General features: G+C 67.7%; 12 protein-coding genes. 3 read left to right on the forward strand and 9 right to left on the reverse strand.

All coding sequences use genetic code 11. From position 1 onward, the window contains the following. Positions 1-177 precede the first annotated feature (177 nt). The 5 genes from egtD to gluQRS form a co-directional block, all read right to left on the reverse strand. The gene (egtD, locus tag FHS97_RS01785; RefSeq protein ID WP_184032717.1) at positions 178-1,155 is read right to left on the reverse strand and encodes an L-histidine N(alpha)-methyltransferase; all 978 of its coding nucleotides are present in this window, start codon (positions 1,153-1,155) and stop codon (positions 178-180) included. Next, positions 1,155-2,414, reverse strand: coding sequence for an ergothioneine biosynthesis protein EgtB (gene egtB / locus FHS97_RS01790; protein ID WP_184032718.1), 1,260 nt, complete (start codon positions 2,412-2,414; stop codon positions 1,155-1,157). The genes egtD and egtB overlap by 1 nt, the downstream gene beginning before the upstream one ends. Positions 2,415-2,468: 54 nt before the next feature. Further along, entirely contained in the window at positions 2,469-3,026 is a 558-nt protein-coding gene (locus FHS97_RS01795) for a cob(I)yrinic acid a,c-diamide adenosyltransferase (protein WP_184032719.1), read from the reverse strand. After that, positions 3,026-3,253 carry a twin transmembrane helix small protein gene (locus FHS97_RS01800; protein WP_184032720.1) on the reverse strand — a complete coding sequence of 76 codons (228 nt, stop codon included), beginning with the start codon at positions 3,251-3,253 and terminating at the stop codon, positions 3,026-3,028. Before FHS97_RS01800 ends, FHS97_RS01795 begins: the two co-directional genes overlap by 1 nt. 259 nt (positions 3,254-3,512) lie before the next feature. Further along, positions 3,513-4,316: a tRNA glutamyl-Q(34) synthetase GluQRS gene (gene gluQRS, locus FHS97_RS01805; protein WP_184032721.1), complete on the reverse strand. Its 804-nt coding sequence runs from the start codon at positions 4,314-4,316 to the stop codon at positions 3,513-3,515. A 75-nt stretch (positions 4,317-4,391) separates the two neighbouring features. On the opposite strand from gluQRS, the gene FHS97_RS01810 reads away from it, so the two are divergent. The 3 genes from FHS97_RS01810 to FHS97_RS01820 are packed head-to-tail and all read left to right on the forward strand — an operon-like array spanning position 4,392 to position 7,409. Further along, complete coding sequence (locus FHS97_RS01810) at positions 4,392-6,452, forward strand: S9 family peptidase (protein WP_184032723.1); 2,061 nt, start codon at positions 4,392-4,394, stop codon at positions 6,450-6,452. Between the two features lie 7 nt (positions 6,453-6,459). After that, complete coding sequence (locus FHS97_RS01815; protein ID WP_184032724.1) at positions 6,460-7,023, forward strand: DedA family protein; 564 nt, start codon at positions 6,460-6,462, stop codon at positions 7,021-7,023. Next, positions 7,020-7,409: an acyl-CoA thioesterase gene (locus FHS97_RS01820; RefSeq protein ID WP_184032726.1), complete on the forward strand. Its 390-nt coding sequence runs from the start codon at positions 7,020-7,022 to the stop codon at positions 7,407-7,409. The genes FHS97_RS01815 and FHS97_RS01820 overlap by 4 nt, the downstream gene beginning before the upstream one ends. A 116-nt stretch (positions 7,410-7,525) precedes the next feature. On the opposite strand, the gene tal is transcribed toward FHS97_RS01820, so the two are convergent. The 4 genes from tal to FHS97_RS01840 form a co-directional block, all read right to left on the reverse strand. Continuing rightward, on the reverse strand, positions 7,526-8,635 hold the full coding sequence (gene tal / locus FHS97_RS01825; RefSeq protein ID WP_184032728.1) for a transaldolase: 1,110 nt from the start codon (positions 8,633-8,635) through the stop codon (positions 7,526-7,528). Positions 8,636-8,740: 105 nt separating this feature from the next. Beyond that, positions 8,741-10,810 (reverse strand): transketolase, encoded by a 2,070-nt coding sequence (tkt, locus tag FHS97_RS01830; RefSeq protein WP_184032730.1) that lies wholly within the window; start codon positions 10,808-10,810, stop codon positions 8,741-8,743. A 70-nt stretch (positions 10,811-10,880) separates the two neighbouring features. Continuing rightward, positions 10,881-11,558: a ribose-5-phosphate isomerase RpiA gene (gene rpiA, locus FHS97_RS01835; RefSeq protein WP_184032732.1), complete on the reverse strand. Its 678-nt coding sequence runs from the start codon at positions 11,556-11,558 to the stop codon at positions 10,881-10,883. A 170-nt stretch (positions 11,559-11,728) separates the two neighbouring features. Continuing rightward, complete coding sequence (locus FHS97_RS01840; RefSeq protein ID WP_184032733.1) at positions 11,729-12,034, reverse strand: hypothetical protein; 306 nt, start codon at positions 12,032-12,034, stop codon at positions 11,729-11,731. Positions 12,035-12,163 lie beyond the last annotated feature (129 nt).

The raw sequence follows: 12,163 nt of genomic DNA on the forward strand, positions 1-12,163 counted from the left end.
CCTGCGCAGGCAGGGGCCTATGACTGTATCGTGCGTCGAGCCGACTGACACACGACCGACATGTCTGTGTCAGATGCCTCGCCAAGCCGCGACAGACATGGGCCCCTGCCTGCGCAGGGGCGACGATGTTTAGGTCCTTGAAGGCCGCCCCGACGACGAAAAGAGCGCGGGATCGCGTTACGGCGCCGGCCGCTCCGCCTGCGCCTCGGCGAGGATCACCGCGAACTTGCCCTCGGCATCGGTCCATTCGCGCACCGGCGTCCATCCGCCCGCGCGCAGCAGGATGCGTGCGTCGCGCTCGCCATATTTGTGGCTGTTCTCGGTATGGATCGTCTCGCCGGCCGCGACGACGAACTCGCGCTCCTCGACCGTGAAGGCGACATCGCGCGTCGCGACCAGATGCATCTCGATCCGCGCGCGATCGTCGTTCCAGCGCGCCTCGTGCGCGAAGGCGTCCACCGGCACCGTCCCGTCCAGCTCGCGGTTGATCCGCTCGAGCAGATTGCGATTGAACGCCGCGGTGACGCCCTGCGCATCGTCATAGGCCGGAACCAGCACCGCCGGGTCCTTGATCCGGTCCATCCCGATCAGCAGCATCGCACCCTCCCCCAGCGACGCGCGCATCGCGCGCAGCAGGTCGATCGCCGCCAGCGGGATCAGATTGCCGATCGTCGACCCCGGAAAGAACCCCAGCTTGGGCGCGTCGCTGATCGTGTGCGGCAACGTCAGCGGGCGCGTGAAATCGGCCTCGAACGGCAGCACCAGCAATTCGGGGAAGGCATCCGACAGCTCGCGCGCCGACTGGCGCAGGAAGTCGCCCGAAATGTCGATCGGCACATAGGAGGAGGGCTTCACGCAGCGCAGCACGATCGGCGTCTTGGTCGACGAGCCCGACCCGAACTCGACCACCGCGCGCCCCTCGCCGACGATCTCCCGCAACTCGGGGCACAGTCCTTCGAGCAGCGCGGTCTCGGTCCGCGTCGGATAATATTCGGGCAGATCGGTGATCTGCTCGAACAATTCCGAGCCGCGATGATCGTAGAACCACCGCGCCGGGATCGCGCGCGGGCGGCGTTCCAGCCCGGCGAGCACGTCGGCACGGAACTGCGGGTCGGCGAGCGTCACCTGCCCGTCCTCGATCTCAGGCTTCAGCATCAAAGGTCCTTTGCCAGCCGCACGCCGGTGAACTGCCAGCGCTGGTGCGGGTAGAAGAAGTTGCGGTAGCAGGCGCGCGCATGGCCGCGCGGGGTCGCGCAGCTACCGCCGCGCAGCACGAACTGCCCGTTCATGAACTTGCCGTTATACTCGCCGACTGCGCCCTCGACCGGGTGGAAGCCCGGATAGGGGCGATACGCCGAGCCGGTCCATTCCCAGACGTCGCCGAAGAACGCCGGCCCGTCGTCGAACGGCCGCGGCTCGATCGCGCCCGCGCCGTCGAGCTGGTTGCCGGCGCTGGCGTCGTGCGGTGCGGCGGCGGCTTCCCATTCGAACTCGGTCGGCAGCCGCGCGCCCGCCCAGGTGGCATAGGCATCCGCCTCGTAGAAGCTGACATGCGTCACCGGCGCCGCCGGATCGATCGCGCGCCGCCCGTCGAGCCCGAAGCGCGTCCACGCCCCCTCGCGATGCTCCCAATAGAGCGGCGCGCCGACACGCTCGCGCTGCACCCATCCCCAGCCGTCCGACAGCCACAGCCGCGCGTCGCGATAGCCGCCATCGGCGATGAACGCCGCCCATTCACCGTTGGTGACGGTGCGGTCGGCGATCGCATGGGGGTGGAGCAAGGTGCGATGCCGCGGCCCCTCGCAATCGAACGCGAAGCCGCCGCCGTTATGCCCGACCTCGACGACGCGCTCGCCGCTCTCGATCCACGCGATCGGCCCCGGCATCGCGACCGGCACCTTGCGCTCTGCCGGCCACACCGCCGGCTCCAGCGGATTTTCCGAAAAGAGATGCAGCACGTCGGTGACGAGCAACTCCTGATGCTGCTCCTCGTGATGACAGCCGAGCGCGACCAGCTCGAGCGCCGCCGCGGGCAGCTCGGCGAACTTCGCCAGCAACGCGGCATCGACCGCGCGGCGATAGGCCAGCACCTCGTCCAGTGTCGGACGGGTGATCATGCCACGCCGCCCGCGCGCGTGCCGCCGCCCCTCGGCCTCGTAATAGCTGTTGAACAGGAATGGGAAGCGCGCGTCATGGAGCGCATAGCCCGGCACATGGTCGCGCAGCACGAAGGTCTCGAAGAACCACGTCGTATGCGCCAGGTGCCATTTCGCCGGCGAGGCGTCGTCCATCGACTGGACGGTGGCATCGGCGTCGGACAGCGGGGCGACCAGCGCCTCGCTCAGCCGCCGCACCTGCGCATAGCGCCGCGCCAGCGGATCAAGCCCGGCATCGGGCCGGGGGAGCGCTTCCATGGTCGTCCTCCTGCAGCCACCCGGGAGATCGGGCGCGCACGGGACTGCCCTATGTTATCGGTTTGCCCCTGCTACCCACAGAACGTCCCCACCTGCGTTAAGGTTCACCGATCGACAGGCGACGAAAAGAAAATCCGACAGGCGGTTCAGATAGATCAGCGCCTGCGGGTTGGCGTGCGGCGCCAGCGCGACCGCCGCGCGTTCGGCGCGTCGCACGATCGCGCGCGCGAGATGCAGCGACGCCGCCGCGCCGCCGGGCAGCACGAAGCTGGTCAGCGGCGGGACATGTTCGTTGAGCGCGTCGATCTCCGCCTCCAGCCGCGCGACCTGCGCCGGCACGATCCGCAGCGTCATCTCGCCGGGCTCGTAATCGTCGCCCGGCGTCGCGAGATCGGCGCCGAGGTCGAACAGATCGTTCTGGACGCGGGTCAGCTGCTCGGCCAGCGCGGCGTCGCCGAGCCCTGCAATCGCCACCCCGATCGCGCTGTTCGCCTCGTCGACATCGCCGATCGCCTGCATCCGCGCATCGGTCTTGGCGACGCGGCTGCCGTCCGACAGCCCGGTCGTGCCCTCGTCGCCGGCGCGCGTGTAGATGCGGTTGAGCCGGACCATCAATTGCGCCCGGCGGCGAACAGGATGACGACGACGATCAGCACCGCCAGTGTCTGATAGAAGATGCGCATCTGCATCATCCGGTTGGATTTGAGCTGCGCTGCGGTCGGCCCCTCGCCGCGCGCCTCGGCGGTGGCGCTTTGGAGGAAGGAGACGATGCCGCGCACCAGCGCGACCACCGTGGCGATCATCGCCGCGACCAGCAGGATGACGAGAAAGGTATTCATGAAGCGAAGCTAAGACGCGAAAGGGCAAACGGCAATGGCCGTCGCGGCGCGTCCGTCGCCCGCCGCCGCCCCTCGACGCCTCGACCGCCAACGCCGCCACTTCCGAACGCCGTCGCCCCTGCGCAGGCAGGGGCCCATGTCTGTCCAGTCGAAGAAAATCGGCCGACACACATCGGTCCACCCCTGTGTCAGACCGCCCGCCACGCCGACACAGCCATAGGCCCCTGCCCCCGCAGGGGCGACGCGCGAGTGACAGGCGCTACACCACCCCCGCCCGCAACCTCGCCGCCACCTCGCGCCCGTCCACCCCAGCCTCGCGCAGCGCCGCCAGGGTCGGCGCACCATGCCGCTTCGCCAGCCGTTCGCCATCCGCCCCGACCAGCAACTCGTGATGCCAGTATCTCGGCACCGGCAGCCCCAGCAGCGCCTGCACCACCCGGTGCACATGCGTCACCTCGAACAGGTCGCGCCCGCGCACCACGTCGGTCACCCCCTGCGCAGCATCGTCAACCGTCACCGCGAGGTGATAGCTGGCCGGGGCATCCTTGCGCGCCAGTACCACGTCGCCCTGCGCCAGCGCTTCGTTCGCCACCACCCGCCCGTGGTCGGTCCACGACAAGTCGCCGCAGCGCGCCAACGCCGCCGCCATGTCGAGCCGCCAGCAATGCGGCGCGTCACGCGCCGGCGAATGACGGCACGTCCCCGGATAGACCGCCACCGCGCCGTGCGGCGCGCTGAGCGCCTCCGCAATCTCCGCACGCGTGCAATAACAACGGTATAGCAGTCGCATCTCACGCAATTGCTCAAGTGCGGCGGCATAGTTGGACAAGCGTGCCGACTGGAAGACCACCTCGCCGTCCCACGTCAGCCCCAGCCAGCGCAGATCATCAACGATCGTCGCGACATGCTCCGGCCGGCTCCGCGTGCCGTCGATATCCTCGATCCGCAGCAGAAACCGCCCGTTCCGCTCACGCGCGACATCGTGCGCCCGGATCGCCGAAAACGCGTGCCCCATGTGCAGCCGCCCGGTCGGCGAAGGCGCAAAACGGGTGACGACGCTCATGCCGCGCGATGTGCGCCGTGCCGCGCGTGCCGACAAGAGGGTGACGTTTGGCAATATCGCGCGTTAGGAAGCGCCATGACCGAACCCACGCCCCCCGTCGCCGCCACCCGCCCGCATAGCTTCACGATGCATGGCATCACGATCGACGATCCCTGGGCATGGCTGAAGGACCCGAACTATCCCGACGTCACCGACAAGGACGTGCTCGCCTATCTCGAGGAAGAGAACGCCTATTTCGAGGCGCAGATGGCACCGCACCGCCCCCTGATCGACCGCCTCTACGAAGAGATGAAGGGGCGCATCAAGGAGGACGAGAGCAGCGTCCCGCAAAAGGATGGCGACCATCTCTACTGGACCGCGTTCGAAACGGGCGGCCAGTATCGCAAATGGTGGCGCAAGCCCGTCGCGGGCGGCCCCGACGAACTGCTGCTCGACGAACCCGCGCTGGCGGAGGGCAAGGAATATTTCCGGCTCGGCGCGTTCTCGATCTCGAACGATGCAAGCAAGCTGGCCTATGCCATCGACGACAACGGCTCCGAGCGGTTCACGATCCACGTCAAGGACCTGATCACCGGCGCCCTGCTCCCGGACACGATCCCCGGCATGTTGTCCGAGATCGTCTGGACCGCAGACGACAGCGGTTTTCTCTATGGGCTCGCCAACAAGGAATGGCGCACGGACAATGCCCGCTTCCACCGGCTCGGCACCGACCCGGCGGAGGACGTCGAGCTGTATCACGAGGATGACGAGGGCTATCGCGTCGCGGTCGGCGAGACCAGCGACCGCAAGTGGATCGTGATCGGCACCGGCGATCACGTCACCAGCGAGATCCGGCTCCTGCCGGCAAGCGATCCGTTCGCCTCCCCGATCCTGATCGCGCCGCGCCAGCCGGGGCGCGAATATGACGTCGACACGCACGGCGACACGTTGTTCATCCACACCAACGACACCGATCCGATGTGGCGGCTGGTCACCGCGCCGATCGCGTCGCCCGGCGAATGGACCGAGCGGATCGCGCCGAGCCCGCATTTCTACATGACCGGGGTCGAATGTTTCCGCGACTTCTTCATCGTCGAGGGGCGGGAGGACGGGCTCGACCAGATCGAGATCCACGCCTACGACCCCGCCGCCACACCGCGCCGCATCCCCTTCCCGGAAGCAAGCTACGCCGCGGGGCTCGGTGATAATCCCGAGTATGAACAGACGGGTCTGCGGCTCGGCTATGAATCGATGGTAACCCCGGGCACCGTCTACGACTATGATACTGCGACTGGCGACCTCACCACCTTGAAGGTGCAGGAAATCCCCAGCGGCTATGACGCGGGCAAATACGACACGCAGCGGCTGAAGATCACCGCGCGTGACGGCACCGCGGTGCCGGTCTCGATCGTCTACCCGCGCGACTTCCCGCGCGATGGCTCGCGCCCGTTGTTCCTCTATGCTTATGGCGCCTACGGCCATGCGATCGCGCCGGGCTTCTCGACCGGCATCCTCAGCCTGCTCGACCGTGGGTTCGCCTATGCGATCGCGCACATCCGCGGCGGCGACGACCTTGGCCAGCAATGGTACCACGACGGCAAGCTCGAAAAGCGCGCCAATACCTTCAACGACTTCGTCGATGTCGCGAAGGCTTTGGTCGAACAGGGCTGGACCAGTGCAGGACGGATCGCGATCGCGGGACGCTCGGCGGGCGGCGAGCTGATGGGCGCGGTCGTCAATTCCGATCCGCAGCTGTGGGGCGCGGTGATCGCCGACGTGCCGTTCGTCGACGTGCTCAACACGATGCTCGACGAGACGCTGCCGCTCACGCCCGGCGAATGGCCCGAGTGGGGCAACCCGATCGAGGACAGGGCAGCATTCGAACTGATCCGCAGCTACTCGCCATATGACAATGTAAGGGCTCAGGAATATCCGCCAATGCTCATCTCGGGCGGTCTCAACGATCCGCGCGTGACCTATTGGGAGCCCGCCAAATGGGCCGCGAAACTGCGCGCGACCAAGACCGACACCAACCTGCTGCTGCTCAAGACCAACATGGGCGCGGGCCATGGCGGCAAGTCCGGCCGCTTCGAAAGCCTGCGCGAAGCAGCCGAGGAACATGCCTTCGTGCTGTGGCAGCTGGGGGTCGAGGCGTGACCCCCGCATGACGATCGAGGCGATCGTCGCGCGCTACGGGCTCGCCGCCCTCTTCGCGGGTGCGGCGCTGGAGGGCGAGGCTGCGGTGATGGCGGGCGGTATACTCGCGCATAAGGGGCTGCTGTCGCTCCCGCTCGCGATGCTCGCCGCCGGACTGGGTTCGTACACAGCGGATCAGGCGTGGTTCTACGCCGGCCGCCGTTTCCGCGACCACAAATGGATCGCCGCCGCGCGCGCCAAGCCCGCCTTTGCGCGCGCGGTCGCGGCGTTCGAGCGCCACCCGACCGCGTTCATCTTCGCCTTCCGCTTCCTCTACGGCCTGCGCACCGTCAGCCCGATCGCGATCGGCTCGACCAACGTGTCTGCCAGGCGCTTCGCGATCGTCAATGCCGTGTCGGCGACCTGCTGGGCGATCCTGTTCACCGGGATCGGCTATCTGTTCGGACACGGCTTCGAGCAATTGCTTGGGCGGATCGTCGCGGACCGGCATTTGTGGTGGGCGCTCGGCGCGCTGCTCGCGGCGGGCATCGCCTTCGCGGGCTGGCGCTGGTACAAGGCGCGTCACGCATGACCTTCACGCAGACCTTCACCGCGCAACCCGCCGATATCGACGAGCTCGGCCACGTCAACAACGCCGTCTGGGTGCGCTGGATACAGGAATTGTCGGTCGCGCATTGGGCGGCGATCGCGCCGCCGGCGCATCAAGCGGCCTATGTCTGGATGATCACCCGCCACGTCATCGACTATCGCGGCAATGTCGTGGAAGGCGAGACGGTGACCGGCGAGACCTGGGTCCCCGACCCGCCGCGCGGCGCGCGCTTCGACCGCCACTTTCGCTTCCTCGGCACCGATGGCAAGCTGCGCGTCGAGGGTGTGACGACATGGGCGTTGCTCGACCGCGCAACCGGGCGGCTGCTGCGGATCACGCCCGAGATCGCCGCGCCGTTTCAGCCTTGAACGTCATTGCGAGCGTAGCGACGCGATCCAAGAAGTCCTGATCCGGCCTTGGATCGCTTCGCTACGCTCGCAATGACGAGGAGGCGCAGGCCGTCACCAGTCCCCGCCACCCAACATCAAGCGTTCGCGGGCTGCTTCGCGCCGATCACCTTCATCAGATCGTCGAACGACTTGGAGAAGCTCGCCACACCCTCCTCGACCAGCGTCTTCGTCACGCCGTCCAGATCGAGCCCGAGCCGCGCCTGTTCCTCAATCACGTGCCGCGCCTCGTCGACGCCCTGCGTCAGCGTCTGTGCCACCGTGCCATGGTCGCGGAACGCGTCCATCGTCTTCGGCGGCATCGTGTTGACCGTCTCCGGCCCGATCAGCTGATCGACGTACAAGGTGTCGGGGTAATCGGGGTTCTTGGTGCCCGTCGACGCCCATAGCAATCGCTGCGGCTGCGCGCCCTTCGCCGCCAGCTTCTGCCAGCGATCCGAGGCGATGAACTCCTGATACCAGGCATAGGCCAGCTTGGCATTGGCGATCGCCACCTTCCCCTTCAGCGCCTTGGCTTCCTCGCCACCCTGACCGGCGTCGATCGCATCGTCGATCTTGCTGTCGATCCGGCTGACGAAGAAGCTCGCCACGCTCGCGATCCGCGCGATCGGCAGGTCCTTGGAGACGCGCTCCTCCAGCCCTTCGACATAGGCGTAGGCGACCTTCTTGTACGCCTCGACCCCGAACAGCAGCGTCACGTTGACGTTGATCCCCTTGGCGATCGTGTCGCGGATCGCGCGCACGCCGTCGTCGGTGCCGGGGATCTTGATCATCAGGTTCGGGCGGTCGACCGCCTGCCACAGCCGCTCGGCTTCCTCGGCGGTTTCCGGGCCTTTGAGCGCGAGATACGGCGACACCTCGAGGCTGACATAGCCGTCCTTCGCGTCGAGCCGGTCATAGACCGGGCGCAGCGTGTCGCACGCCGCCTGGATGTCCTTGACCGCCTGCGCCTCATACCGCGCCATCGGCTCGGCACCCGGATTGGCCTTGTCGAATTCGGTGAACCCGGCGTCATAGGCGTCACCCGCGCCCATCGCCTTCTCGAAGATCGTCGGGTTGGAGGTGACGCCCGTCAGCCCGTCCTCGTCGACCAGCTTCTGCAAACCGCCCTGTTCGAGGAACTTGCGATCGACGAAGTCCAGCCACACCGCGGTGCCAGCCTTGCTGAGGTCCTGTAGCTTGCTCATCTGCTCTCTCCACGTCCGTCGCGCCTGCGCAGGCAGGCGCCCATGTCTCTCACCACGAACGGTATCGCCGACCGATATAGGGACGCGACGACGATACCGCGACGGTCAGGCCATCGCTTCCTTCGCCACCTTGACGACATTCTCGACCGTGAAGCCGTATTTGTCCGCCAGCTTGGCGAGCGGCGCCGACGCACCGAAGGTCGACATCGTGATCTGCCGCCCCTCATAACCGACGTAGCGATCCCAGCCGAGCGACCCGGCCATCTCGATCGCGACGCGCGCCTTGACCGCCTTGGGCAGCACGCTCTCCTTGTAGGCGGCGTCCTGCAGCTCGTAGCGATACCAGCTCGGCATCGACACGACCCGCGCCTTGACGCCCTCGGCGACCAGCTTCTCATAGGCCTGCACCGCCAGCGACACTTCCGAGCCGGTCGCGATCAGAATCACGTCCGGCGTCCCATCGCCGCCCGCCAGCACATAGGCGCCCTTCTCGACGCCGTCCGCGCTCGCGTACTTGGAGCGGTCGAGCGTCGGCAGCGCCTGCCGCGACAGGATCAGCGCCGCCGGGGTGCTCGCATCCTTCATCACCGCGCGCCACGCCGCCGCGACCTCATTGGCGTCGCCCGGCCGGAAGGTGTCGATCCCCGGGATCGCGCGCAGCGTCGCGAGATGCTCGATCGGCTGGTGGGTCGGCCCGTCCTCGCCGACGCCGATCGAGTCATGCGTGAACACCCACACCGCGCCGATCTCCATGATCGCCGACAACCGCACCGGCGCGCGCATGTAATCGAGGAAGACGAGGAAGGTGGAGCCATAGGCGCGCAGGTGCGACAGCGCCATGCCGTTCACCACCGCGCCCATGCCATGCTCGCGCACGCCGAAGTGGAAGTTCGAACCGGCATAATTGTCGGCCTCGAACGACGCCGCGCCCTTGATGTCGGTCTTGGTCGATGGCGACAGATCGGCCGAGCCGCCGAGCAGCCACGGCACCTTCTTGACGATCGCGTTGAGCACCTTGCCGCCCGCGTCGCGGCTCGCGACGCCCTTTTCGTCGGCCTCGAAGGTCGGGATCTCGCTGTCCCAGCCCTCGGGCAGCTCGTCCTTGAGCAGCAGGTCGAGTTCCGCTGCCAAATCAGCATGTTCGCTGCGATACTTGTCGAACAGCGCAACCCATTCGTCACGTGCCTTGCCGCCGCGGTCCTTCACCGCCTTGCCGAACGCCTCCTTCACGCCCTCGGGCACGAAGAAGTCCTCGGCCGGCCAGCCGTAGGCTTCCTTGGTCTTCGCGATATTCTCGGCGCCCAGCGGCTCGCCATGCGCCTTCTCGCTGCCGGCGCGCGGGCTACCCCAGCCAATCACCGACTTGACGACGATCAGCGTCGGTGCCTCGGTTTCCTCGCGGAACGCCTCAAGCGCTTCGGTCAGCGCCTTGATATCGTTGGCGTCATCGACATGGATGACGTTCCAGCCATAAGCATGGAAGCGCGCGCCGACATCCTCGTCGAACGCCAGATCGGTGTCGCCCTCGATCGAAATCTGGTTGCTGTCGTAGATCCAGCACAGGTTGCTGAGCTTGAGATGCCCGGCCAGCGACGCCGCCTCGGCGGAGACGCCCTCCATCATGTCGCCGTCGCCGCACAGCACATAGACGTCGTGATCGAACAACGCGAAGCCCGGGCGGTTGTAGCGCGCCGCCAGCCAACGCTCGGCAATCGCCATCCCGACCGAATTGCCGCAGCCCGCGCCCAGCGGCCCGGTCGTCGTCTCGACACCGGTGGTGTGGCGATATTCGGGATGGCCCGGCGTCTTGGACGACAGCTGGCGGAACTGCTTGATGTCGTCGAGCGACATCGCCGGCTTGCCGCTCTTCTGCCCATGCGCGTCGATCTCCTCGACCCCGGCGAGATACAGCAGCGAGTAGAGCAGCATCGAGGCATGGCCGACCGACAGCACGAAGCGGTCGCGGTTCGGCCAGTCGGCGTGCGCGGGGTCGTAGCGCAGGAACTGCGTCCACACCGTCCAGCCGACCGGCGCCAGCGCCATCGGCGTGCCGGGGTGGCCCGAATTGGCCTTCTGCACGGCGTCCATCGACAGCGTGCGGATCGTATCGATCTGCAGCCGCTCCGGGCTGCCGTCCTCGTGGAAACCGGCGGGCGAGCTGGCGGTGTCGGTCATGCAATCCTCATGTCGGGAGTCACGGGGTCGAACGCACCGGCGCGACGCCGGTTGCCGAGTCCTCATCCCCTTAACCGCTCACCTCGACGCGTTCCAGCCGCGTAACGATGCCACGATCCGCGACATAGGTCGCATCCACCTGGTCGAGGAACAGCCCGTGCCCGAGCACGCCGGGCGTCGCATCCAGCGCCCCCGCCAGCGCGGGCGCGTCGGGGAAGGCCGCGAAGCGCGCGTCGAGCACGATGTTGCAATTGTCGGTCACACCGTCGCGCACCGTCACGGTCGCGTCGAGCATCGCCAGCCGGTCGGTCACATAGCCACGCGCGAACGGCAGCACCTCGACCGGCAACTTGACCCCACCGATCGCCGTCACCCGTTTCGAGGCATCGGCGATCACCACCATCCGTGTCGACGCCGCGGCGACGATCTTCTCGCGCAGCATCGCCCCGCCCGCGCCCTTGATCGCCCACAGCCGGTCGTCCACCTCGTCCGCACCGTCGATCGTCAGATCGACCCGCGCTACCTCGGCGAAGTCGCGCACGACGATCCCCAACGCCGCCGCGCGCGCGGCGCTGTCGAGGCTCGTCGCGACCGCGGTCACGCGCAGCCCGTCGGCCACCCGCCGCCCGAGCGCCTCGATCGCGAAGCGCACCGTCGATCCGGTGCCGAGCCCGACCAGCATGTCGGGCTGCACCTCGGCCACCGCTGCCTCGGCGGCGGCGCGCTTGTCGTCATCCTGCGTCATCATCGCCTCCAGCGCTCCAGCCCCGCCCCCTTGCCCCCCTCCGTCATCCCGGACTTGATCCGGGATCCCGCTTCTTCCTGAACGCGCGCCATGAAGAAGCGGGGCCCCGGATCAAGTCCGGGGCGACGGTCGAGGGAAGCTGTCGATCCATGGAAGAAGCTGACCTAGCCCCCTCAAACGCGCGGCGCGAAAATCTTCCCCACCAGCAACTCCGCCGCGCGCGCGAACGCCTCGCCGGGCTCGGTCCGCGGCGCTGCCTCGGGCTTCGCGCCGTCAGCCTTCTCGCCCCACTCCGCCGCCTTCGCCGCCTCGCGCGTCAGCGCCGCGGTCGCGACCGCGCCGACCACCGCCGCCAGCGCCTGCTTGCCCGCCGGCCCCTGCACCTGCTCGATCAGCTTCTCGCCGGCCTTGCGCAGCTCCTTGGGCACCTTCACCCCCAGCACTTCCTTGGGCAGCTTGCCCTTCTTCTTCTTGGCCATCGCCTCGTGCCTCCTGACTGTCACAGTCATATAAGACACCGCCGCCGCCCCGCAACTGTCGTGTCGCCCGTGCGTCTTGCCGCAGTGCGGCACCCGCCCCACATCGCGCGTTCGCCGCCGGGCTGGACG

This window comes from Sphingomonas endophytica (genome assembly GCF_014199415.1).
GTDB classification, from domain to species: domain Bacteria; phylum Pseudomonadota; class Alphaproteobacteria; order Sphingomonadales; family Sphingomonadaceae; genus Sphingomonas; species Sphingomonas endophytica.

What these genes read in the sequence shown, in the direction of transcription:
- egtD (WP_184032717.1), bottom strand. Translation starts at nt 1,155, where the DNA reads ATGCTGAAGCCTGAGATCGAGGACGGGCAGGTGACGCTCGCCGACCCG.
- egtB (WP_184032718.1), bottom strand. Translation starts at nt 2,414, where the DNA reads ATGGAAGCGCTCCCCCGGCCCGATGCCGGGCTTGATCCGCTGGCGCGG.
- FHS97_RS01795 (WP_184032719.1), bottom strand. Translation starts at nt 3,026, where the DNA reads ATGGTCCGGCTCAACCGCATCTACACGCGCGCCGGCGACGAGGGCACG.
- FHS97_RS01800 (WP_184032720.1), bottom strand. Translation starts at nt 3,253, where the DNA reads ATGAATACCTTTCTCGTCATCCTGCTGGTCGCGGCGATGATCGCCACG.
- gluQRS (WP_184032721.1), bottom strand. Translation starts at nt 4,316, where the DNA reads ATGAGCGTCGTCACCCGTTTTGCGCCTTCGCCGACCGGGCGGCTGCAC.
- FHS97_RS01810 (WP_184032723.1), top strand. Translation starts at nt 4,392, where the DNA reads ATGACCGAACCCACGCCCCCCGTCGCCGCCACCCGCCCGCATAGCTTC.
- FHS97_RS01815 (WP_184032724.1), top strand. Translation starts at nt 6,460, where the DNA reads ATGACGATCGAGGCGATCGTCGCGCGCTACGGGCTCGCCGCCCTCTTC.
- FHS97_RS01820 (WP_184032726.1), top strand. Translation starts at nt 7,020, where the DNA reads ATGACCTTCACGCAGACCTTCACCGCGCAACCCGCCGATATCGACGAG.
- tal (WP_184032728.1), bottom strand. Translation starts at nt 8,635, where the DNA reads ATGAGCAAGCTACAGGACCTCAGCAAGGCTGGCACCGCGGTGTGGCTG.
- tkt (WP_184032730.1), bottom strand. Translation starts at nt 10,810, where the DNA reads ATGACCGACACCGCCAGCTCGCCCGCCGGTTTCCACGAGGACGGCAGC.
- rpiA (WP_184032732.1), bottom strand. Translation starts at nt 11,558, where the DNA reads ATGATGACGCAGGATGACGACAAGCGCGCCGCCGCCGAGGCAGCGGTG.
- FHS97_RS01840 (WP_184032733.1), bottom strand. Translation starts at nt 12,034, where the DNA reads ATGGCCAAGAAGAAGAAGGGCAAGCTGCCCAAGGAAGTGCTGGGGGTG.